This window comes from Rhizobium fabae, assembly GCF_003985135.1.
GTDB classification, from domain to species: Bacteria; Pseudomonadota; Alphaproteobacteria; order Rhizobiales; family Rhizobiaceae; genus Rhizobium; species Rhizobium pisi.
On sequence record NZ_ML133645.1, the window covers coordinates 394,035 to 415,472 of the forward strand.

The 21,438-nt window shown below is 61.4% G+C and carries 25 protein-coding genes and 1 pseudogene; 10 read left to right on the top strand and 16 right to left on the bottom strand.

What is annotated here, in order from left to right:
- Window positions 1-166: 166 nt before the first annotated feature.
- Window positions 167-316 (top strand): hypothetical protein, encoded by a 150-nt coding sequence (locus tag EFB14_RS02025; RefSeq protein ID WP_245438193.1) that lies wholly within the window; start codon window positions 167-169, stop codon window positions 314-316.
- A 97-nt stretch (window positions 317-413) separates the two neighbouring features.
- Here EFB14_RS02025 and EFB14_RS02030 read toward each other — a convergent pair whose 3' ends face one another.
- The 6 genes from EFB14_RS02030 to EFB14_RS02055 all read right to left on the bottom strand — a co-directional run bounded on the left by EFB14_RS02030 (window position 414) and on the right by EFB14_RS02055 (window position 5,140).
- On the bottom strand, window positions 414-1,103 hold the full coding sequence (locus EFB14_RS02030) for a glycosyltransferase family protein (RefSeq protein ID WP_126822258.1): 690 nt from the start codon (window positions 1,101-1,103) through the stop codon (window positions 414-416).
- Window positions 1,104-1,207: 104 nt separating this feature from the next.
- A complete protein-coding gene (locus tag EFB14_RS02035) occupies window positions 1,208-2,056 on the bottom strand; it encodes a 3-deoxy-manno-octulosonate cytidylyltransferase (RefSeq protein ID WP_126822260.1) in 849 nt (282 codons plus the stop codon).
- Between the two features lie 47 nt (window positions 2,057-2,103).
- Window positions 2,104-3,009: a glycosyltransferase family 8 protein gene (locus EFB14_RS02040; protein ID WP_126822262.1), complete on the bottom strand. Its 906-nt coding sequence runs from the start codon at window positions 3,007-3,009 to the stop codon at window positions 2,104-2,106.
- Window positions 3,010-3,190: 181 nt separating this feature from the next.
- Complete coding sequence (locus EFB14_RS02045) at window positions 3,191-3,577, bottom strand: type II toxin-antitoxin system VapC family toxin (protein ID WP_126822611.1); 387 nt, start codon at window positions 3,575-3,577, stop codon at window positions 3,191-3,193.
- A 2-nt stretch (window positions 3,578-3,579) separates the two neighbouring features.
- Window positions 3,580-3,840 carry a type II toxin-antitoxin system Phd/YefM family antitoxin gene (locus EFB14_RS02050; protein ID WP_126822264.1) on the bottom strand — a complete coding sequence of 87 codons (261 nt, stop codon included), beginning with the start codon at window positions 3,838-3,840 and terminating at the stop codon, window positions 3,580-3,582.
- A gap of 97 nt (window positions 3,841-3,937) precedes the next feature.
- Window positions 3,938-5,140 carry a pyridoxal phosphate-dependent aminotransferase gene (locus EFB14_RS02055; protein WP_125843439.1) on the bottom strand — a complete coding sequence of 401 codons (1,203 nt, stop codon included), beginning with the start codon at window positions 5,138-5,140 and terminating at the stop codon, window positions 3,938-3,940.
- Window positions 5,141-5,524: 384 nt separating this feature from the next.
- Here EFB14_RS02055 and EFB14_RS02060 point away from each other — a divergent pair, with 384 nt between their 5' ends.
- The 3 genes from EFB14_RS02060 to EFB14_RS02070 are packed head-to-tail and all read left to right on the top strand — an operon-like array spanning window position 5,525 to window position 9,844.
- The gene (locus EFB14_RS02060) at window positions 5,525-7,879 is read left to right on the top strand and encodes a marine proteobacterial sortase target protein (RefSeq protein WP_126822266.1); all 2,355 of its coding nucleotides are present in this window, start codon (window positions 5,525-5,527) and stop codon (window positions 7,877-7,879) included.
- Complete coding sequence (locus EFB14_RS02065) at window positions 7,869-8,642, top strand: class GN sortase (RefSeq protein WP_126822268.1); 774 nt, start codon at window positions 7,869-7,871, stop codon at window positions 8,640-8,642. Before EFB14_RS02060 ends, EFB14_RS02065 begins: the two co-directional genes overlap by 11 nt.
- Window positions 8,643-8,701: 59 nt before the next feature.
- Window positions 8,702-9,844 carry a PQQ-dependent sugar dehydrogenase gene (locus EFB14_RS02070; RefSeq protein ID WP_126822270.1) on the top strand — a complete coding sequence of 381 codons (1,143 nt, stop codon included), beginning with the start codon at window positions 8,702-8,704 and terminating at the stop codon, window positions 9,842-9,844.
- Window positions 9,845-9,848: 4 nt separating this feature from the next.
- Here EFB14_RS02070 and EFB14_RS02075 read toward each other — a convergent pair whose 3' ends face one another.
- Window positions 9,849-10,304, bottom strand: coding sequence for a DUF3052 domain-containing protein (locus EFB14_RS02075; RefSeq protein ID WP_126822272.1), 456 nt, complete (start codon window positions 10,302-10,304; stop codon window positions 9,849-9,851).
- A 99-nt stretch (window positions 10,305-10,403) separates the two neighbouring features.
- Between EFB14_RS02075 and EFB14_RS02080 the strand changes: the two genes are divergently transcribed.
- From EFB14_RS02080 to EFB14_RS02090, 3 genes are all read left to right on the top strand, one after another.
- A complete protein-coding gene (locus tag EFB14_RS02080; RefSeq protein WP_126822274.1) occupies window positions 10,404-11,294 on the top strand; it encodes a DMT family transporter in 891 nt (296 codons plus the stop codon).
- Window positions 11,295-11,779: 485 nt separating this feature from the next.
- A complete protein-coding gene (locus EFB14_RS02085) occupies window positions 11,780-11,995 on the top strand; it encodes a cold-shock protein (RefSeq protein ID WP_003561293.1) in 216 nt (71 codons plus the stop codon).
- Between the two features lie 149 nt (window positions 11,996-12,144).
- The gene (locus EFB14_RS02090) at window positions 12,145-12,624 is read left to right on the top strand and encodes a BA14K family protein (protein ID WP_126822276.1); all 480 of its coding nucleotides are present in this window, start codon (window positions 12,145-12,147) and stop codon (window positions 12,622-12,624) included.
- Between the two features lie 70 nt (window positions 12,625-12,694).
- On the opposite strand, the gene EFB14_RS02095 is transcribed toward EFB14_RS02090, so the two are convergent.
- Window positions 12,695-13,573 carry an oxidoreductase gene (locus tag EFB14_RS02095; RefSeq protein ID WP_126822278.1) on the bottom strand — a complete coding sequence of 293 codons (879 nt, stop codon included), beginning with the start codon at window positions 13,571-13,573 and terminating at the stop codon, window positions 12,695-12,697.
- 35 nt (window positions 13,574-13,608) lie between these two features.
- On the opposite strand from EFB14_RS02095, the gene EFB14_RS02100 reads away from it, so the two are divergent.
- Window positions 13,609-14,067, top strand: a complete 459-nt coding sequence (locus tag EFB14_RS02100; RefSeq protein ID WP_183604839.1) for a winged helix-turn-helix transcriptional regulator — start codon at window positions 13,609-13,611, stop codon at window positions 14,065-14,067.
- On the opposite strand, the gene EFB14_RS02105 is transcribed toward EFB14_RS02100, so the two are convergent.
- The 3 genes from EFB14_RS02105 to EFB14_RS02115 all read right to left on the bottom strand — a co-directional run bounded on the left by EFB14_RS02105 (window position 14,064) and on the right by EFB14_RS02115 (window position 16,706).
- Window positions 14,064-15,440: an ATP-binding protein gene (locus EFB14_RS02105; RefSeq protein ID WP_125847258.1), complete on the bottom strand. Its 1,377-nt coding sequence runs from the start codon at window positions 15,438-15,440 to the stop codon at window positions 14,064-14,066. The genes EFB14_RS02100 and EFB14_RS02105 overlap by 4 nt on opposite strands.
- Before the next feature lie 72 nt (window positions 15,441-15,512).
- On the bottom strand, window positions 15,513-16,214 hold the full coding sequence (locus EFB14_RS02110; protein WP_125847260.1) for a response regulator: 702 nt from the start codon (window positions 16,212-16,214) through the stop codon (window positions 15,513-15,515).
- Window positions 16,215-16,706, bottom strand: coding sequence for a MarR family winged helix-turn-helix transcriptional regulator (locus EFB14_RS02115; protein ID WP_126822280.1), 492 nt, complete (start codon window positions 16,704-16,706; stop codon window positions 16,215-16,217).
- A gap of 235 nt (window positions 16,707-16,941) precedes the next feature.
- Between EFB14_RS02115 and EFB14_RS33855 the strand changes: the two are divergent.
- A pseudogene (locus EFB14_RS33855) lies at window positions 16,942-17,104 on the top strand (branched-chain amino acid aminotransferase); the annotation flags it as partial.
- A gap of 92 nt (window positions 17,105-17,196) precedes the next feature.
- Here the strand turns inward: EFB14_RS33855 and EFB14_RS02125 are convergent.
- Together EFB14_RS02125 and EFB14_RS02130 are read right to left on the bottom strand one after the other, a co-directional pair.
- The gene (locus EFB14_RS02125) at window positions 17,197-17,466 is read right to left on the bottom strand and encodes a hypothetical protein (RefSeq protein WP_125847266.1); all 270 of its coding nucleotides are present in this window, start codon (window positions 17,464-17,466) and stop codon (window positions 17,197-17,199) included.
- Window positions 17,467-17,650: 184 nt separating this feature from the next.
- The gene (locus tag EFB14_RS02130) at window positions 17,651-18,268 is read right to left on the bottom strand and encodes a DUF1236 domain-containing protein (protein WP_126822282.1); all 618 of its coding nucleotides are present in this window, start codon (window positions 18,266-18,268) and stop codon (window positions 17,651-17,653) included.
- 288 nt (window positions 18,269-18,556) lie between these two features.
- Here EFB14_RS02130 and EFB14_RS02135 point away from each other — a divergent pair, with 288 nt between their 5' ends.
- A complete protein-coding gene (locus EFB14_RS02135; RefSeq protein WP_125847272.1) occupies window positions 18,557-19,210 on the top strand; it encodes an MBL fold metallo-hydrolase in 654 nt (217 codons plus the stop codon).
- Between the two features lie 56 nt (window positions 19,211-19,266).
- Here EFB14_RS02135 and EFB14_RS02140 read toward each other — a convergent pair whose 3' ends face one another.
- The 3 genes from EFB14_RS02140 to EFB14_RS02150 form a co-directional block, all read right to left on the bottom strand.
- Window positions 19,267-19,608, bottom strand: a complete 342-nt coding sequence (locus EFB14_RS02140) for a tRNA-binding protein (RefSeq protein WP_126822284.1) — start codon at window positions 19,606-19,608, stop codon at window positions 19,267-19,269.
- 63 nt (window positions 19,609-19,671) lie between these two features.
- Window positions 19,672-20,499 (bottom strand): pyrroline-5-carboxylate reductase, encoded by an 828-nt coding sequence (gene proC, locus EFB14_RS02145; protein WP_126822286.1) that lies wholly within the window; start codon window positions 20,497-20,499, stop codon window positions 19,672-19,674.
- 1 nt (window position 20,500) lies between these two features.
- Window positions 20,501-21,001, bottom strand: coding sequence for a type III secretion system chaperone family protein (locus EFB14_RS02150; protein ID WP_125847279.1), 501 nt, complete (start codon window positions 20,999-21,001; stop codon window positions 20,501-20,503).
- Window positions 21,002-21,438 lie beyond the last annotated feature (437 nt).

The window sequence follows — 21,438 nt, forward strand, 5'->3', positions numbered from 1 at the left end:
GCCGCTTTACAAGAATTCGAGGACGCCGCGATCTGCTTTCCGGCCCCGATGGCGTGCAGTATTCCATTAAACGCCGAAGACTGCAAATAGGACCGGACCGTGACTTGCTCCACACGCAAAATCAGTGACTTAGATAAAGGACATAAATCGGGATCGGAGCTGGGGGTTGAGGATCGCGTCGCGCTTTAAAGAGGAAAAGCTTCTGCTCGCCGCACGTGTCGTTGCGACGATCGCCTATCTCTTTGAACACGCGGTAATGGAGATGCGGCGCGGCGGCGCGCTGATTGCCGCCGCCCTTGCCATCATGATGGCATGACGCATTTCATCCTCTTCACCACCTTCGTCATGCTGATGGCGCTGGGGCTTTGAGGGCTTCCCTTCCCAACGGGGAAGGGAGTGGAAGAGCAGGCTGCTTAGGCGCGCTGCTGGACGAAGAGCATGCGTTCGCGGGCGGCGAACCACTCTTCGGCATAGTCGTCGTTCTTGTATTCGTCGAAATACGGTCCGCCATCGGTGAAATGGACGTTCCTGGCGTCTTCGCGATAGTCGTATTCGTTAACGAGATAGTTCCAGGTCACCGGCAATTCGCCGATCAGGTCGTCATTTTCAAGCCACTTGAACTGATGCAGTTGCAGACCGGTCGCCGTATTGACGAAGTCAGGCGTCAACGCCCGGCATTTGTCATTGTTAAACAGGATGAAGCTCGACCAGTTCTTCTTTTCATATTTGGTCTGCGTCTGGCCGAGGAACTTCGTCTCGATCTTCGGCTGGTAGTCGTGCTTGACGCACATGGCGGCGTAGCGATCGTCGCGCAGAGCCCAAAGCTCGGCGATGTCAGTGCGCATCAGCATGTCGCAATCCATGAAGATGCTCCAGCCCTGATAGCCGCTGAGATAGGGCGTCAGGAAGCGCGAGAAGGAGAACTCCGTCGATTGCAGCGCATTGCGCTCGCGGGTGAAGAGCCCGCCGAGATTGGAAAGCACGATCGGCGAGAACTCGACCGGGATGGACGACTTCTCGATGATGCTCTGGGCGAGGACGTGATAGGCGACGACTTCCTTGGAATCGAATCCCACGAAAATCCGGACGGTCTGTTGTTCCATTTTCTACCTCGATGGCCCACGGTCGTGAGCGTTATAAAGAGTTGAACCGATCTTCGAAACAGCATTCTTGGCAGCCCGCGCCTGTCGGCGAGGGCCTGCGACAGTCATTCCTTGGACTTTTCGAGGAACCGCTGCTTTCGGGTTTTCGGCTTGAAGCGCCGAAAGAAATTCTCGATGGCGCGGATGGATTTGGTGACGGACATGAGCCTGTCGATCTGGCCGTTCGCATTGTCGAGCCGCTCCGATAAGACTTCGGCCGCCGTCATCGCAATCTCGACCGGCGGCACGTGTGGAAACCGTTTGGCAAGCGCCGAATAAGGGCTGGCATCGACGCCGCCCATCATCGAGATCGTGCCCATCCTGGCAAAGAGACGCAGGAAGATCTGCTCGAACGTCCAGTCGTGCACGTCGAAGACCTTCCACTTCTCGCTCCTCTTTGCCGAAAAACCGGCAAGCACGATCTTGCCCGGCAGTTGCAGGTCGGCGAGCCACAATGCCAGCGCAAAGCCGCTCGTCGCGATCCTGCCTACCGGATAGAGATCGCCGAGTATTTGCGTCAGATCAAGGTGACGCGTTTTGGCGCCTTCGAAGTGGCTCTCCTCGCTGAAATTTTCCTCCGCGGCGACGCGAACGTTGACGATTCCCAGGAAATCGTCGCCGCCAAAGAAACGCAGGACATCCGTCACTTCGCGCCTGTGCACGATATTGGCGCCCATCACACCGCTGCGGGCGACCAGCACGGCATTGCCGACGAACGGTTCGTCGAGCACCTTGTAGACCTTGTTGAAGAAGACGTAGAGCGCGGTTTCCGGCAATTCGCTGCGTAGCCGCTCGAAATCGACCGCCTCGCTATTTGCCACCAGCACGATATGGGAATAGCGCGACAGCAGCGCCTTCCACGCATCCGGCGTCAGGAAGTTGAAGGTCTGCGTGTTGCTGGGGATTGCTTCCATATCGGCTCACATGCACTTTCCAAGGATGATGCGCTCTGCCCGCTGCGCTAGCTGTTGCCGAAATAGGCGCGTGTCTGGGCAAACCGCGTCCGCCCGCTGATCCGCTTTCCCAGATACGTGAAGAAACCACCGATGCGGCGTGTCATCGACGGCTGCTTGCAGAAGGAGGCCCATGGCGTATCGCGGAGATCCTCGACGTAACGCCTGGCCATTCGGCGGTGCACCCAGGGAACGGTCGCCTGCCATGGTTTCCGTCTTCCGGTGAAATGGAGGATTGCCGGGCGGCCGACGAAAGGCAGGAGCCCCGTCTGCGTGTTGAAGCGCAGATCGAGCACCAGCCAGTCGCCGTCGAAAGTGACGTTCAGCACATCCTGGTCGTTATACTGGAAAAGATGCGACCGCTCTTCGAATGTCTCCCGCGTCCTGGCGAAAAGCTCCCTCGCCCGGCAGGCCGACCAATCGAACAGCAGCACGCCGGCATTGAAGTAACGGCCGCCCTCGCGCATGCCGATCTTGCGCTGCCGTGCGCCGGATTTTTCGGGAAAGGCCATGATGTAATCGTCGACTGCGGCGAGCGCCTTTCCTTGCAGATCCCTTGTGAAGAGTTCGTCAAGCGGCGCCACAGCGAGCACGTCGGCGTCGAGATAAAGCAGACGCTCGACATGAGCGGGCACATGCAGATCCATATAAAGTCGCGCCAGCGTCGCCATGGACCAGCGCCCCCGCGTCTGCCGCGCCGCATCCGGCGTATTGTAAGGCAGCACCTTGATCGCCATGTCGTGCACCCGTGCAAAGTTTTCGACCTCGGCGATCTCCTTCGGCTCAAGGTCGATGCCGAGAAGCAGGAACTCCACGGGAGAGACTGCGAGGTTGCGCTTGACGGAAAGCAGGGTGCAGCAGGCGGCCGGCAACATGTTGACATCCGAACATACGATAACGGCACTCTGCTGCAAAACCCGGCCTCCCGAAGCGGCGACTTAAACTTGATGCCGGATATCTAGTTGGTTTGACGTCCGCCCGCAACCGCAGATCACCCGCCGAACCGCTGCTCCTCGTCACGTTTTGAATCGGATTTCAATGACTTGCGAGGCAAAGCGGAATCGAATGCTCAGCCTGTTGAATCGGGATGTGAACTTATAGCCGCAATGCAAGCGGATGATCGACGAGCAGCCGGTCGACCGTCGCAAGCTGCAATCCCTCGATCTTGCACTGGGCCAACAGCAGGCGATCGAAAGGATCGCGCGTCTCGGGCTCCGGGTCGGCGGCGGTGATGACGTGCGGGATATCGATGGAAAGGATCGTCAGCCCGGTCCCCTGCAGGTAGGGTGGAATGATCTCCAGGGCCAGTCCCGGCTGCAATTTGCCGAGTCGTGTCTTGATCGCGATTTCCCAAAGGCTGGCGACGCTAACGAAGCCTTCGGTCGCCGCGTCCAAAAGCACTCGCTGGACGTCAGGAAAACGGTCCTTCAGCTTTCGCTGAACGATTGCGATGACCATATGCGTGTCGAGCAGTACGCGCATGGTCACGGCAATGGCTTGAGAAGGAAATCTTCCGGCAAAGGATCGTCGAAGTCGTCGGCGATATACATCTCCGTTCTCGTTATACCCTTGGAACGAAGATAGGCTTCGCCGGCCTCCAGATTCAAACCGCCACGCTTCTGATGCGGCACGAGATCGAACACCGGCCGGCCGTTCCGCGTGACGACGACGGTCTCGCCTGCCTCGACCTCGCGGGCAAGCTCGGTCAGGCGGTTCTTCGCATCGCGCATCGAAACGGTCTTCATGGCCTCAAATGTAGCCACATGCAGCCACATCGTCAACGCCGCGCAAACAAAAAGGCCCGCCGTCGCCGGCGGGCCTTCGATTGATGTTACCCCACGCTTACTTGCAGGCGCCGCAGAAGCGCTGGATGCGGCGGCAGGCTTCCTCGAGAAGCTCTTCCGACGTCGCATAGGAGATGCGGAAGTTCGGGCCGAGGCCGAAGGCCGAGCCGTGAACGACGGCGACGCCTTCCGATTCCAGCAATTCGGAAACGAAGTCCTCGTCCGTCTCGATAACCTTGCCCGACGGCGCGGTCTTGCCGATCAGGCCCTTGCAGGACGGATAGACGTAGAAGGCGCCTTCCGGCACCGGGCAGACGATGCCCTTGGCCTGGTTCAGCATGGAAACGACGAGATCGCGGCGACCTTCGAAGATCTTCTTGTTTTCAGGAATGAAGTCCTGCGTGCCGTTCAGCGCTTCGACAGCCGCCCACTGGGCGATCGACGTCGCGCCCGAGGTCTGCTGTCCCTGGATCATGTCCATCGCCTTGATGAGCTGGAGCGGGCCTGCCGCATAGCCGATACGCCAGCCGGTCATCGCATAGGCCTTGGAGACGCCGTTCATCGTCAGCGTGCGGTCGTAGAGCTGCGGCTCGACTTCGACGGGCGTGGCGAACTTGAAGTCGCCGTAGGTCAGGTGCTCGTACATATCATCCGTCAGCACCCAGACATGCGGATGCTTCATCAGCACGTCGGTCAGCGCCTTCAGCTCGGCGTGCGTATAGGCAGCACCCGTCGGGTTGGACGGCGAGTTGAAGACGAACCACTTGGTCTTCGGCGTGATCGCCTTTTCGAGATCGGCCGGCTGGAGCTTGAAGTTATGCTCCTGGGTGGCCGAAACGAAAACCGGCGTGCCGCCGCACAGCGCCACCATCTCGGGGTAGGAAACCCAGTAGGGCGCAGGGATGACAACTTCGTCGCCGGGGTTCAGCGTCGCCATGAAGGCGTTGAACAGGATCTGCTTGCCGCCGGTGCCGACGATCGTCTGTTCCCAGGAATAGTCGAGGCCGTTCTCGCGCTTGAACTTGGCGGCGATCGCCTTGCGCAGCTCAGGGATGCCGGAAACCGGCGTGTACTTCGTTTCGCCGCGGTTGATCGCGTCGATGGCGGCCTTCTTGATATTGTCGGGCGTATCGAAATCCGGCTCACCCGCGCCGAGGCCGATGACGTCGCGTCCTTTTGCTTTCAGCTCGCGCGCTTTCTGGGAAACGGCGATGGTGGCTGAAGGCTTCACACGGGAAAGAGCATCGGCAAGGAAGGCCATGATATCGGTCCTAATGGTTGAAACGGGCAGAAAGCCGGGACCGGAGTTCTGCGGTTAGCTCTATGTCCAATGTATGACGGCATTTCAAGCGTAAAGGCGTCATGGCGACATGATTCTTATTGATCCGTTCGCAGCACGGCCCGCCGGTACGCCACGCCCCTTACGGCAGACTCGCGCCACAGGGCACGACCACCAGGTGCGGATCTTGAATCCCTTTCCGAAGCCGTCGGAATTTTACCCCTAAAATCAGAGGCATCGCCGGATTCGGCCATCGCCACGAATAAGCCGCAACAAATGCCGCGCGCTGCCGCAATTCCGTCGCGAGCGCGCCGAGATCGAAGCCGCATCATTCGGCATCCAAAATTGGTTATTGAGGGTAGGCCAATGTTTCTGGAAGATGAGTTTGCCATCGGGCGCATGCGCATGCGCCGGATTTCCATTTCATGTCTTGTCACCATCACTGCTCTTGTCGCCTGCATCGCCGCGATGCTGGGGCTTGCCTCCGTCGCCTGGGCCGAGACACAGCAGCCATCCAGCCAGCTCGCGGCCCTCATCAGGCCGAACGACGTCAACAGCGGCTCGCTGCTCTTTCCGTCGAAGGAGCCGGGCTTCTATGTCGAGGCGCCACGGCTGAAAACCGACGTCGCAATCGACGTTTCCGGCCCGATCGCCAGGGTGAAGGTGACGCAGCGCTTCCGGAACCCGAGCCAAGGCTGGGTCGAAGGCACCTATGTCTTCCCGCTGCCGGACAATTCCGCCGTCGACGCGCTGAAGATGCAGATCGGCGAACGCTTCATCGAAGGCCAGATCAAGCCGCGCCAGGAGGCTCGCGAGATCTACGAACGGGCCAAGGCCGAGGGCAAGAAGACGGCGCTTCTCGAACAGCAGCGGCCGAACGTCTTCACCAACCAGGTCGCCAATATCGGCCCCGGCGAAGACATCGTCGTGCAGATCGAATATCAGCAGACTGTCCGCCAGTCGGGCGGCGAATTCTCACTGCGCTTCCCGATGGTCGTCGCCCCGCGCTACAATCCGGCGCCGATCGTCCAGACCGTCGAGTTCAACAACGGCGCCGGTTTCGCCACGCCGCGCGACCCCGTGGAAAACCGCGACAAGATCGAAGCCCCGGTGCTCGATCCGCGCGAGAACGCCAGGATCAACCCGCTCTCCCTGACCGTCGATCTGAAAGCCGGCTTCCCGCTCGGCGACGTCAAATCGTCCTTCCACGAAGTCGATATCCGGCAGGACGGCGACCAGGCGAGGACGATCAGCCTGAAGGGCGAGGCCGTTCCCGCAGACAAGGACTTCGAACTCACCTGGAAGGCCGCTCCGGGCAAGATGCCGAGCGCCGGCCTCTTCCGCGAAGTGATTGATGGCAAGACCTATCTGCTTGCCTTCGTCACGCCGCCATCGACGCCGGATACGGCCATGCCGCCGGCAAAACGCGAGGTGGTCTTCGTCATCGACAATTCCGGCTCCATGTCCGGTCAGTCGATCGAGCAGGCAAGGCAGAGCCTGGCGCTTGCCATTTCCAGGCTCGGCTCCGACGACCGCTTCAACGTCATCCGTTTCGACGACACGATGACCGATTATTTCAAGGGCCTCGTCGCCGCGACACCGGACAACCGGGAAAAAGCCATCGCCTATGTCAGAGGCCTGACCGCCGACGGCGGCACGGAAATGCTGCCCGCCCTTGAGGATGCGTTGCGCAATCAGGGACCGGTCGCAAGCGGAGCGCTGCGCCAGATCGTGTTCCTGACGGATGGCGCGATCGGCAACGAACAGCAGCTTTTCCAGGAAATCACGGCAAACCGCGGCGATGCCCGCGTCTTTACCGTCGGCATCGGCTCGGCGCCGAACACCTATTTCATGACCAAGGCTGCCGAGATCGGCCGTGGCACCTTCACCGAGATCGGCTCGACCGATCAGGTGGCAAGCCGCATGGGCGAGCTCTTCACCAAGCTGCAGAACCCCGCCATGACCGATATCGCCGCGACCTTCGAAGGCATCGAAGCCGAAGATATCACGCCGAACCCGATGCCCGACCTTTATAGCGGCGAGCCCGTCGTGCTGACGGCGGAACTGCCGCAGGAGAAGCCGGCCGGCAAGCTGCAGATCGTCGGCAGGGCAGGCAATCAGCCCTGGCGCGTCGAGATGGATATCGCCAATGCCGCCGACGGCAACGGCATCTCCAAGCTCTGGGCGCGGCGCAAGATCGACGATTTCGAAGCCCGCGCCTATGAGCGCCAGGATCCGGCCGCGCTCGACAAGGATATCGAGACCGTGGCGCTCGCCCACCATCTCGTCTCCCGCGTCACCAGCCTGGTCGCTGTCGACGTCACCCCCTCGCGACCGGCCGATCAGCCGCTTGGTTCGGCGAAGCTGCCGCTCAACCTGCCCGAGGGCTGGGACTTCGATAAGGTTTTCGGCGAAAACGCTGCCCCTCTTGGCGGCGGAGAAGACCATAGCTCGGCGACGCCGGCGGGAACACCGGCACTCGCCGCATCGCCGGAGATCGCAAACCTGATGGCCGCAGCGCCGACGGCAAAGGCCGCAACACTGGTTGCTCAGAAGAGCTCGACCGTAAACCTGCCGCAGACGGCGACGCGCGCCGACGAGCAGATCCTGCGCGGGCTGACCATGCTGCTGCTGGCGCTGACGGCGGCAAGCGGGCTCGCCGTCTGGCGCCGCCGCCTCAAGGGGCTGATCACGGCCGGAGCCAAGCGCAATGGTCTCTAGGCTCTCGGAAAGCCAGAATGAGGAAGCGGCCGAATTCGAGCCGCTTCCGACCTATCTGGAACTCGCCATGGCTGCCGCCACGGCTTACGACAGGCCGAAGAAGCGGGCGAAGAAAGGTTTCTTCCTCTGGCGTCTTTCGCCGATCGAACAGGCGATCGCCTTTGCCATCGCCGGCCTTGCCCTTTACGGCCTGGCGCTGATCGGCGACGGCTTCCTGCTGAAGGCGAAGGCGGAGCTCTCGCAGGTCCTGCTGAAACGCGCTTTCGCCGCCGAACTGCGTGGCGAAGAGACAAAGCCCTGGCCCTGGGCGGATTTCACCACGGAAGCCAAGGTGCGCGCGCCGCGCCTCGGCAAGGAGGCGATCGTGCTCGCCGGCGCCTCCGGCGAAGCTCTTGCCTTCGGTCCGGCCTGGCTCGCCAATACGCCGCAGCCGGGCGAAGAAGGCACCTCCGTCATCGCCGCCCATCGCGACACGCATTTCCGCTGGCTGCAATATGTAAGGCCGGGCGATGCGATCGAAGTCACGCGCCGCGACGGCAAGGTGTTGACCTTCAAGGCAGGCGAAGGCCGCATCGCCCCATGGGATGCCAGCGGCATCGATCCCGCCTCCGACGGCCGCCACCTGGTGCTGACCACCTGCTGGCCCTTCAACGCCACCGAACGCGGCCCCTTGCGCTACATCGTCGAAGCGGAACTGGTCGATAGTCAGGCGACAGGCTCCGTTCAACCGGTAAACACAAAGCCGTTATTGCAGGCCGAATGAGGGTTGAAGCCTTCCCTTGCCCGCTCCACGTTCCGCATGGAGAAACGACGGGGAAGCCAATGAAGAGAACATCTGCCTTCCATTTCGCCGCGGCGCTGATCGTGTTCGCCGCCACATCCGCTGATGCGGCCGATACCGTCAACACGCAGGGTCCAACCGTCCGCGTCGAAAAACTCGCCGACGGCCTCGAACATCCCTGGGCGGTCGAGGTGTTGCCCGATGGCGCCTATCTCGTCACCGAGCGGCCCGGCCGCATGCGCATCGTCCGCGACGGCAAGGTCTCCGATCCGATCGGCGGCGTGCCCAAGGTGAGCGCCCGCGGCCAGGGCGGCCTGATGGACGTGGCGCTCGCCCCGGACTTTGCGACATCTCGTAAGCTCTATTTCACCGCCGCCATCGCCAGCGGCCAGGGCTCCGGCACCGAAGCCTTCAGCGCCAAGCTTTCCGCCGACGAAAAGCGGCTCGAGGCCGTCACGCCCGTCTTCATCATGCGGCGCTTCACCTCGGGCAATATCCAGTACGGCTCGCGCATCGCGATCGCTCCCAACGGCTCGCTGTTCATCAGCGTCGGCGATCGCGGCGACCGCGACCGCTCGCAGGACTGGAAGGACGATGCTGGCTCGATCATCCACATCAACGCCGACGGCAGCATCCCGGCCGACAATCCGTTCAGGGACGGCGGCAAGGCGCTGCCGGAAATCTGGTCGAAAGGCCATCGCAACCCGCAGGGCATCACCTTCGATGCCAAGGATGGCAAGCTCTATACCGTCGAACACGGCGCGCGTGGCGGCGACGAGATCAACCAGCCCGAAGCCGGGAAGAATTACGGCTGGCCGATCATCACCTACGGCCGCGACTATTCAGGCGCCGAGATTGGCGAAGGCACCGCCAAGGAAGGGCTTGAGCAGCCGTTGCATTATTGGGACCCTTCGATCGCGCCCAGCGCACTCGTTGTCTATCGCGGCGCCATGTTCCCGGAATGGGACGGCAATTTCCTCGTCGCAGCGCTGAAATTTCAGCTGCTCTCGCGCATGCAGCGCGACGAAAACGGTGCCTTCGTCGCCGAGGAGCGCCTGTTCGAGGGCGAGTATGGCCGCATCCGCGACGTCATCGTCGCGCCCGACGGCGCGCTGCTGATGGTGACCGACGAGGATAACGGCGCGCTGCTCAGGATTTCCAGAGCTGAAGCCAACAACGGTTGAGCGGTCACAACGCGCCGCGCAATTCCTTGCGGATGACGAATTTCAGTCCGGACCAGACCTCGTCGACGGCGCAGACTTTGACGTCGACCAGACCGGTCGGCAGCAGGATTTCCCGGAGCACGTCCTCTGTGATGTTGGTCGGCATGCGTGAACTCTTCTTCGGCCAAGAGATCCAGACCATGCCGCCCGGCCTCAAGGCACGGAAGAGCGCAGGTGCTGCCGCTTCCAGTGCCGCGCGCTCAGTTGTGAATAGATGCACATAATCGAAGACCCGCTGCGGCGTTTCGGGAAGCGCGTGGACGACCGAAGCAAAACCATCGAAGCCATTGATGTCTTCGATCGTTTTGGGAATGCCGAGAAGAGCGGCCACTTGCCCGCGCGCAAGGCCGAGCTTCCTGGTGAGCGGCACACCGGAATAGCCTGCCGTCCTATCGTTGGCCCGTTCTTCTTCGCGTCGCATGCCCCGCCCCCGTCGTCAGGCGTCAAGTCTTCGCCCTTGCCTCGAGGAAACGCAACTGCTAACCGCGCGGGCATATCTCCCTTCCCGATCGAGGACGACATGACGCGCGTTCAGGCGAACCTCCTCCTGTTGCTTGCAGCCGCCATCTGGGGCGGCGGCTTCGTCGCGCAATCGACGGCAATGAAGGCGATCGGTCCCTTCTGGTTCATCGCCTTGCGCTTTGCCGTCGCCACATTGGCCGTGCTGCCTTTCGTTGTCTTCGAAGCTCGCAAAGCAAAGGTGAAGACAAGCGCGCGCCATGCAAAACTCTATATCCTGACCGGCCTTGCCCTTTTCAGCGGCGCAGCCACGCAGCAGATGGGCCTGCAGACGACATCGGTGACGAATTCCAGCTTCATCACCGGCCTCTATGTCGTGTTCGTGCCGCTCATTGCCGTATTCTTCCTGCGCCGTGCCCCACATTGGATCATCTGGCCGGGTGCGCTGATGGCTGTCGGCGGCATCTACCTTCTGTCCGGCGGCCATCTCTCGGCGTTGACGGTAGGCGATCTCCTGACCGTCGTCTGCGCCGTCTTCTGGGCGATCCAGATTACCCTTGCCGGCACCACGGTCTCCGAGACCGGAAGGCCGCTTGCCCTCTCCGCCGTGCAATTCGCCGTCACCGCAGCCTGCGCGCTGGCCATTGCCGCAGCTGTCGAACCGATCAGCCTTTCGGCCATATCGGACGCGGCACCTGAGATACTCTATGTCGGCATCTTCTCCTCCGGCCTGGCCTTCGTGCTGCAGGTGATCGCCCAGCGTTACACCACGCCTTCGCAGGCGGCGATCTTCCTCTCGTCCGAAGCGCTCTTCGGCGCATCGCTTGCAGCCCTCCTGCTCGGCGAGACGATGCCGACCACCGGCTATACAGGTTGTGCGCTAATGTTTATCGCTATGCTTGTAGTCGAGCTCGTGCCGGGATTCACCCGCCGGCGCCTACCGGCCGGCTGAACACGCGTCCAAATATGGGTGAGTGCCGGATTCGAAAAAAATTTTAGCGGACCTCAAAAGCGCGTTTACGTTGCATTTTTGGCAAAATCTGCTCGGAACTTACATTGCAGACGATATAAAACGTTAATCATTCCCTATTCGAGGAGGAAATTTTGCGTTTTTGCGAAAATTCGGCATCGGCGGAGGTGCGCCCGAAAGGATCCGTTAAAAAACTTTTGCTTGCCAAAAGCCTTTAAACGCAGCACTCTCGGCTCGTTCGGGCATTTTGCGAGCATGGGAAGTCCTTAAGTATTTGCGCGCCGGGAACGCTAATATCCCGGTCAGCCAGTTCCGAAAAGGCAGGCGAAAGTTCTGCCTGGAACAGGCCGAGGTAGAGGGGACCTTTTTCTCACATTTCAAGAATTGCCTGCCAACACCTCCCGCAAGGAGGCAATGCTATGATGCTGCCCGTGTGGATGGCGGGCAGAGAGAAAAGGACCTGAGGCATGGCAGAGACTGGCACTGTAAAGTTCTTCAATACCGACAAAGGCTTCGGCTTCATTAAGCCGGACCGGGGCGGCGCCGATATCTTCGTTCACATTTCTGCCGTTCAGGCCTCCGGGCTGGCCGGTCTGACGGAAAATCAGAAGGTAAGCTTCGACACGGAGCCGGATCGCCGCGGCAAGGGCCCCAAGGCCGTCAATCTGCAGATTGCAGGCTGAGCCCTTAACAAGGCTGTCGAATTTCGAGTTGAAGCCCGGCAGCAATGCCGGGTTTTGTCGTTCAGCCTTCGTTCAGCTATAAATCTTTAGTACTAACACCATCGAGAAGGAACCGGCGTTCGGTTCCCGGGGATTAGGACTTTACGCTTATGAACAGGCTCGCCAAAACTCTTCTTCTGACGGCAACGGCTGCCGCGCTCACCCTCTCCGCCATCGGCGAGGCATCGGCCGGCGACCATCATTGGCGCCATCATGACCGCAACGACGCCCTTGTCGGCGGCGCAGTCGGCCTCGCCACGGGCTTGATCGTCGGCTCGGCGATCGCCAATGCCAACAACGGTCCTGTCTACGATGAGCCTCGCTACATCGACCCGCCCTATCAGCCCGGATATTACGAGCCCGCCCCGGTCTACCGCGCGCCGCGCCGCGTCTATGTCGAGCAGCCGCAGTATGTCGAGCAGCCGCAATACGTCGAGCAGCCGCGGTATTATGCGCCGGTCCGCACGGCGGTCGAGCCCTGGTCGCCGCAATGGGAGCGTTACTGCTCCTACCGCTACCGCTCCTTCGACCCGCGCAGCGGCACCTATATCGGCGGTGACGGCCGCAGCCATTTCTGCACCGCCGGCTGATCGCTCAGCGATCCCTGATACAAAGCGCCGCTTCCGAGCGGCGCTTTTTGTTTTGGCCTCGTCAACCGGCCTAAATCGATCTTCGATTTGAGGAATTGTGCAGCCGGTCCGCTTCGCCATCCGGCTCGAAATCGGTCGAGACGCTGACGGCGCGCCATTCCCGATCGGCCTGGATACGCGCCGCATCGGCTTTCTCGACATTGCGCACCGCATCGCTGCCGAGCAGCAGCCGGAACGGCGGCTCGTCGAGACCGGCAATATGGATGACGACCGCAGCCGCTTTGGCGGGATCGCCGGGCTGGCGGCCGTCATATTCACGCTGGAAGCGCACCGTCGCCCCGACCGTCTCCGCATACTCAGCCCGCCCCTCCGCAAGCACCGTCGAGGCGCCGGCGAAATCCGTCCTGAAGCCGCCGGGTTCGATCACCGTCACCTTGATTCCGAAAGGTGCTACCTCTTTCGACAGCACCTCGGAAAAACCTTCGACGCCGAATTTCGCCGCCGAATAGGCGCCACGTCCGGCAGGCCCGATGCGCCCGCCGACAGAGGAGAACTGGATGATGTGCCCCGCCCCCTGCCCGCGCATCAGCGCGATGACCGCCTTGGTCATGATAACAGTGCCGAACAGGTTGGTTTCGATCTGGGCACGGAAATCGGCAAGGCTGGTATCCTCGATCGAGCCGACATTGCCGTAGCCGGCATTGTTGACGAGCACATCGATACGCCCGAACCTCTTCACACCAGCCTCGACCGCCGCGTCCGCCGCCGCCTCGTCCGTCACGTCGAGCGCCAGCGCCAGCACCTGGCCGCCATATCGCTCGAAAAGATCGGCAAGCTGGGCAGGATCGCGCGCCGTCGCCACCAGATTGTCGCCGGAGGCGAGGACGGCCTCCGCCAGCGCCCGGCCGAGACCGCGCGAACTCCCCGTAATCAACCAGACCTTGGACATCGGAAACCTCTCCTTCTTTGGTTCCCGGCTCATGTATGTTCTATTGTTTCCAATCGAAAGAAGGTACCCGGACCTTCCATACACACCTTGAGGTAACTGACGTGGCCAGCGAAATGTTCGAATTCTGCTCCAACATGACGGAAGAACAGGATGCTCGGGCGCGCGCCCTGATCGAGCGGGCGGCGGCGAAGTGGCCGCTGCGCATCCTGCACGTGCTCTCTGACGCCGGCGCCCCTTTGCGCTTCTCGCGCCTGCTGGAACGCGTCGAGGGCATCAGCCAGAAAGTGCTGACGCAGACGTTGCGCACCCTCGAAAACGACGGCCTCGTCATCCGCACGCTCTACCCGCAGGTGCCGCCGCGCGTCGAATATGAATTGACGCCGCTCGGCCGCGACCTCCTCATGCAGGTCGCAGCCCTCTGGCGCTGGATCGTCGAACGCCTGGAGAATTTCGATGCGCGTAAAGCCGTCAAGCTGACGGTCGCAGCTGTTTAGGCCGGAATTCGGATCGTTGCCCTCAATCCGCCGAGCGGGCTGTCGCCGAGCATGACGTTGCCGCCATGGCTGCGGGCGATGTCGCGGGCGATCGCAAGGCCGAGCCCGGTGCCAGACGCATCGAGATTGCGCGCCGAATCCAGCCGGAAGAACGGCTTGAACACGTCTTCGCGGTTCTTTTCCGGAATGCCCGGCCCGTCGTCGTCGAAGATGACGGTCAGCCATTTGGCATTGTGCTTGGCCTCGATGTCGAGCCTGTCGGCGTAACGCCGCGCATTCGAGGCCAGGTTGGTGACGAGACGCATGAAGGCGTTCGGCCGGACCGATATGTCGTCGTCGCCTTCGATCGAATAGTTGAACGTCTTGCCGTGCAGGGCGAAATCGGATTCCAGCTTCTGGAAGATCTCGCTGAGTTTCAGCTCGCCGACATCCTCTTCGACCTCGCCGCGCGCAAACGCCATGTAGGCCTCCAGCATCGTCTGCATATCGTTGACGTCGTCGTTCAACCCGTGCAGGTCGGGATTGTCGCCGGCGAGCGCCAATTGCAGCTTGAAGCGTGTGAGGATGGTGCGCAGATCGTGGCTGACGCCGGAAAGCATGGCCGTGCGCTGCTCGATCTGCCGCTCAATTCGCTCGCGCATCTGGATGAAGGCAAGGCCGGCGCGCCTGATCTCGTCGGCGCCGCGCGGATAGAAATTGTCGGCCTTCTGCCCCTTGCCGAAGCTTTCGGCCGCACGCGCCAGCGTCAGGATCGGCCGGATCTGTCCGCGCAGGAAGAGGATGGAGATGCCGATCAGCACCAGCGAGGTGCCGACCATCCAGACGATGAAGATATGGGTGTTCGAAGCGTAGGTCTGGCTGCGCTTGGCCAGCACCCTGAGGATCTTGTTCTCGAGCTTGATACGGATTTCGACAAGGTTCGAATTGCCGACCGTGTCGATCCAGAAAGGCCGATGGATCTCGTTGGTGATCTCGTCGCTGAGGATGCCGTCGAGGATCGAGAAGAACGGTTTGACGCGCGGCGGCGGCAGATCGCCATCCGGCTCGATCGAGATCTGCAAGTTGAGCTGATCGCGCGCGATGCGGGTGATCTCGTTGTAGTCCGAATTCTGCGGATAGGTCTCGACGATCTCGATGATCGCGGCGATATCGCGGGTGACGGCAAGCGACAGCCGCTCCGTCACCATCTGCCAGTGGCGCTCCATGAAGACGGCTGCGACGACCGATTGCAGGAGCACCATCGGAATGATGATGATCAGCAGTGAACGTGCATAGAGCCCGGTGGGCAGCCGGCGGCGCAGCCAACGGACGATCCAGCGCCAGCCCTGCGCAGGAGTGCGGTCTTCCCGCCGCAAGCTGTCCATTGTCACCATCAGCGCCGGTCCTGATTCTACGTCTTTGTTCCACGCAATACCGGGCAAAGCCGCCACTTTGCCGGAATTGCTCTAGTCGATGCTCAGCCTGTATCCGATGCCGCGCACGGTCTGCAGCCAGACGGGGTTGGCCGGATCGTCCTCGATCTTGCGTCTCAGCCGGTTGATCTGCACGTCGATCGTCCGCTCGCCGACTTCGGTGTCGTTGCCGATCAGTTCGTGGCGGGGGATCGTGTCGCCGGCGCGCCGCGCAAAGAGCAGCATGATCTCCTGCTCGCGGTCGGTAAGGCGGATCACCTCGCTCGCCCGCTTCAGTTCCTTGCGGGTGAGCGAGAAGGTGTAGGGGCCGAACATGACCTGCTCGATCTTCGGCCCCTCGCCGCCGGCATTGCGTCGCAGGATGTTGTTGATGCGCAGCACCAGTTCGCGCGGATCGAAGGGCTTGGAGAGATAATCGTCGGCGCCCGCCTCGAGGCCTTCGATGCGGTTGCCCGATTCCGCCAGCGCCGTCAGCATGATGATCGGCACGTTCTTGATGGCGCGAAGCCCGCGGGTGACTTCGATGCCGGATTCTCCGGGCATCATCACGTCCATGATGATCAGGTCGAAATCGAGACCGGTGAGCTTGCGCTGCGCCTCGGCGCCGTCGGCGGCGACGGTGACGCGGAAGCCGTTCTCGGCGAGATAACGATTGAGCAGCGCCCGGATGCGAGAGTCGTCATCGACCACCAGCAGATGCGCCGCATCGTCGGAAATACCTGTCTTGACCGCCATTCAATCCGCCCTCTGTCTGTCCCGCATGCCCCTGAGGAAAGCCTTTACGCCCTCTCGCGCCTCCGCAGAAGCACCATCGAATGCCCGTTCAATGCGGCGCGATTGCGGCTCTGCAAGCGCAAGCGCCAGCTCGCGCCCCGATTTCGTTGGATAGAGCTTGCGCTGCCGCCGGTCCTGGGGGCCGGCCACCTGGCGAATATAGCCTGAATCGATCAGCTGTTTCAGCACCCTTGCAAGGCTTTGCTTGGTGATCTTCAGCGTATCGAGAAGATCGGCCACCGTCATGCCAGGATTGCGGTTGACGAAATGCACGACGCGGTGATGCGCCCGGCCGAAGCCGCTCTTTTCGAGGATGGCGTCAGGATCGGAAACGAAGTCGCGATAGGCGAAGAAGAACAGCTCGATGATCTCGAAATCGATGATGTCGGTATCTTCCATCGGCGTGGCCAGCGGCTCTGGCTTGCCTGCTTTCGCTCCGGTCTGTCGTGGCACTCGGCATTTCCTTTCTCTTTCCGCGCATTGCGGGAAAGCTTCGCGAAGATATGCCTGGAAACCAAGGCCCGCCCGAACTCCGACGCAATACGCGATTTCCCCTTGCGTCTGTGGATAAAACGTAATGGGGACAACAATCAACAGGCATGGCGCGCGGGCGCCGGAGGAGTTTGGGGATGGCTTCAGTTTTGGCACAGGCCAACCGCATCAACGGAAGTCCGGCTCGACATTCTCGAATACCGCCGAAGCCAAGGGCTACGCGGATGCGATGATGCTCGATGATGCTCGATGATCGCGACCTGGTCGCTGAAGCCACAGGCGCCAACATCTTCTTCGTTAGGGATGGCGTCATTCACACGCCGATCCCGGATTGCTTCCCGAACCGCATCACCCGCCAACGACGACTTGAAGGAAGTCTCTCCGGCGGCGGTTGCCGCCGGATAGGACCCTCACGCAATCGGTCCGCTGTGGGTAAAGCCTGTCGGACCTGTTACCTGTGCGCCCGCGCCATGACCAAGCCGGCGAGCGTCGAGAGAATGCCGCCGCCGATGAGGCCGCCGATGCCGTCGGCGATCAGGCCGGTCATAGCCGCTTCGCCGCCGACCATGCTGAGCAGCATGCCGCCACCGATGCCGCCGATCGCGCCTGCGATCGTGCGGGCGACGATATTTAGCGCCTGCTGCTTCAAGGCGGCGCTTGCGGCGTTGCCGCCGATGGCGCCTGCAATCAATTGGATGACGAGCGGAAGTAGCGCTTCCATGATTTCCTCCTGTGGCGATCTCCCCGATCGCCGATCCATGCCGAACCTTCGGCATATTAGTATTTTATCATATTTCAGAGGAAAGCGTTAAGAAAAATCAACCGATACGGGATTAAGGCAGGCAGAAGTGGCCCGGAACGAGGCGGCCTGACGTCCGCCTCGCCCTCAGTTTCTGCCGATCGCGTCATTGATAGACGTAGACGATCCGGCGCGTACCGGGATCGACCAGCACCGGCCGGTCGTTGATCCTCGTGTAGCGGTACTCGTAGTCGGGAATCGTCTGGACGGTCACGTCGGCAGGCACTTCCGCGCCGACGACGACATCGCCGCCGAGCCGCACCGTGTCAGCCGGGTTGGTCTCGATATAGGTGCGGACCGTCTCCGGTGGCGTAATGGTTTCGACCGACCCGACGGGGCCGAGCAATTCGTCGCCCGGCGCCGGTTGAGGCTCGGCCGGAACGACGCTTGCGGTCGTCTCGTAGGTCACGACGGGGACGCCGATCTCGGCGCGGTGCTGCTCGACGATGACCGGGCTGCCGCCGCGGTCGACCTGCAGATAATCGGCATAGACCCAGCCGCGCATGCCGTTGACGTCGACGCGGCACCAGCGGCTGCCTTCGATACAGCCGTCGAGCACCGCGGTCGAGCCACGCGTGGCAAGACCGACGGCTGGATATTGCGGGCCGGGGCCGGAGCGGACGTTGAGATCATTGATGGTTGTCGCCATCATCTCCGCCTGCGCCAGACCGCTGCTCGCCAGGAGCACGGCTCCAGCCAACAGGATGTTTCTCTTCAAGGTCATATGAGCGTCTCCTTGGTTTCGATGGGCTGTCAACGCGTGGCGTTCCACGATGTTCCCCTTGCGCTGCCCGAGGGGAAACGGCACTCTGAGGATGCGTTGTGCAAATGGTTGAAGAAGCTGGATAAAACCTGATTTTTCCGACCCGTGGCGATGGTGGAAGGCTTCATAAACTCTTGTTGCAGCCCGTCTTTTTGCCGTGAAACACGCTTGAGAAGCAGAAGATTCCGGCTGCCCTCGCCGCCGTTTCGGACTATATCCTGAGCATCAGAGATACCAAGCGAGGCACTTATGGGCATGCTCCAGGCCGGCATCATTCCGGTCACACCGTTCCAGCAGAACTGCACGGTCTTCTTCGATCCCGACACGAGTGAAGGTGTCGTCGTCGATCCGGGTGGCGACGTGCCGCTCATCCTTCAGGCGATTGAGAAAAGCGGCCTCACCATCAAGGAAATCTGGCTGACACATGGCCATCTCGACCATGCCGGCGGCGCCAGGGAATTGAAGGAAGCGCTCGGCGTCGATGTGGTCGGTCCACATCAGGACGACCTGCCGCTGCTCCAGCGGATCGAGACCCAAGCCGAGAAATACGGCATATCGGGATTGCGCAACGTTCTGCCCGACCGCTGGCTGAAGGACGGCGACAAGGTCTCCTTCGGCGCCCACGAATTCGAGGTCTATCACGCGCCCGGCCATGCGCCCGGCCACGTCATCTATTTCAATCGGGCACAGAATTTCGCTCATCTCGGCGACGTGCTCTTTAACGGCTCAATCGGCCGCACCGACCTGCCCGGCGGCAATCATCAGCAGTTGCTCGATTCGATCCGTGACAAGGTGCTGCCACTCGGAGACGACGTCGGCTTCATCTGCGGCCACGGCCCCGGCAGCCGGATCGGCGATGAGCGGCGGAGCAATCCGTTTCTGCAGGAAATCAAGCCTCGATAAGCATCTGGCACGGACGCATCAAACGAAACGCCCGACAAAACGATGTGAGCTTTCGCTCACATCATCTTCCTGCCGTTCGGCACCGGCTGTTCGACCGCCGCAAGCACGATCGCGCCGTTCTCGTCCTCGAATCCCAGCGTCAGCACTTCCGAGCGAACCGGCCCGATCTGGCGCGGCGGAAAGTTGACGACGGCGAGCACTTGCCGGCCCACCAGGCTTTCCGGCGTATAATGCACGGTGATCTGCGCCGAGGATTTCTTCATGCCGATTTCGGGGCCGAAATCGATGACCAGCTTGAAGGCCGGCTTGCGCGCTTCCGGAAAGGGGCTCGCCTCGACGATCGTGCCGACACGAATGTCGACGCGCTCGAAATCGGCGTAGGTGATCTCTTCGCTCATAAGATCTCCGCAAATTTAAAGTGTTGGAGCGTCCTTAGTGCGTCTTTATGGACGCGTGGCGCTCTAGCCGGCCAGTTCCTCGGCCCGCTTGCGCGCGGCCGCAAGTGCCGCGTCGAACAGAGGCTGCATGCCGTCCTCGGCCATCAGCACGGCGAGCGCTGCCGCCGTCGTGCCGCCGGGAGAGGTCACATTCTGTCGCAGCCGCGAAGCTTCGTCGGGGGACTGGTGCAAGAGTTCACCAGCCCCCGCGACGGTTTCCCGCGCAAGACGCATGGCGAGGTCCGCCTGCAGACCGAGTTTACGGCCTGCTTCTGCCATACATTCGACGAGATAAAACACATAGGCCGGACCGCTGCCTGAAAGCGCCGTCACGGCATCGATATCGGCCTCTGCAGGCACCCATTCCACAGGGCCTGAGACGCGCAGGAGGGAATGGACGCGCTCGCGCTGCTGATCGTTCACGCCGGCATTGGCAAAGGCGCCAGTGACGCCGCGTCCAACCATGGCCGGCGTATTCGGCATGGCGCGCACCATGGCGGCTTTGCCGAGATGTTTTTCGAGGAAGCCGAGGGTCTTGCCGGCTGCGACGGAGACGACGACGGTTTTCGGCCCGACGGCGCTCTTCACCGCCGGCAACACCGTCTCCATCACCTGCGGCTTGACCGCAAGGAACAGCACGCTCGCCTTCAAATCCGAGGGAAGGACGGTGAGATGGGTCGCCCCCGCCTCGCTAATCGTCGCCAGCATCGCCGGAGACGGGCCGGGATCGACGACGATGACGGCCGAACCCGGAACGCCGCTTTTCAGCCAGCCGGAGAGCATCGCCCCGCCCATGTTTCCGGCGCCGATCAGGACGACGGGATGTTCCGAAGAGAAAGCCTTTGCCGGCATCTTATGCCTCGCCGACCGTTTCGAAGAGCACGGCTTCCATCGCCTTCGTCGCGTCCATGCCGGACCAGACGACGAACTGGAATGCCTGGAAATAGGCCTCGCAAGTGTCAAGCGCGCTGGAAAGCAGCACCTCCACCTGGCGGTTGGTGGGCTCAGCGCCGCCGGCAAGCAGCAGCGACTGGCGGAAGATGACGACATTTTCCTGGCGCCAGAGGTCGAAATGCCCCATCAGCACCTGCCCGTTGATCGCCGAAAGCAGCCTTACCACCTCGTTGACCCTGATGTCGGGAACCTTGATGTCGAAGGCGCAGCCAAGATGCAGCGCCTCGAATTCCTCCATCCAGGAGAAGGAGACGTGATAGTCCGCCCAGCGGCCCTCGACCGTCATCGCGATCTCGTCCTCGCCGGATCGTTCGAACGACCAGTCGTTGTTGGAGGCAACGTACTCGATCATATCGACCGGGTTCGACTGACGCTCGAATTCCAATTCCATCAGGTTCATGCAGCACCTTCTTGACCGGACGAATGCGACCTAACTTGGGATACAAACACAAGAAAGACACACGCAAATACCGGAACCACCACTCGGATGATCGTTGAACCGCTGCCAGACTTTAACGCAGATAACCTGCCCGGAGCTTACCAAGTCGCTTCGAATCATCATTTAAAATCAGTGTATAATGCCCCTGCCCACCTGCCAGCCCCCAGAACGGAAAATAGGGCCCACCCACTGTGGAAAGCACTTCGAAACTCAATTCAGAAGGGAGAATAAGCGACTCTGCGAATTGGCTTTTTTGGCAGTGTCCACAGGTGGAAAAACTCACCTGAATTTTTTATGAATGATGCGGCATGTGGCAATAAGGCCATGCCGCATCTTGCGTCGTATCGGGACTCAAGGCATGTCCCGCAAAAATCAGCAGCCGCTTGACGAACGCGACG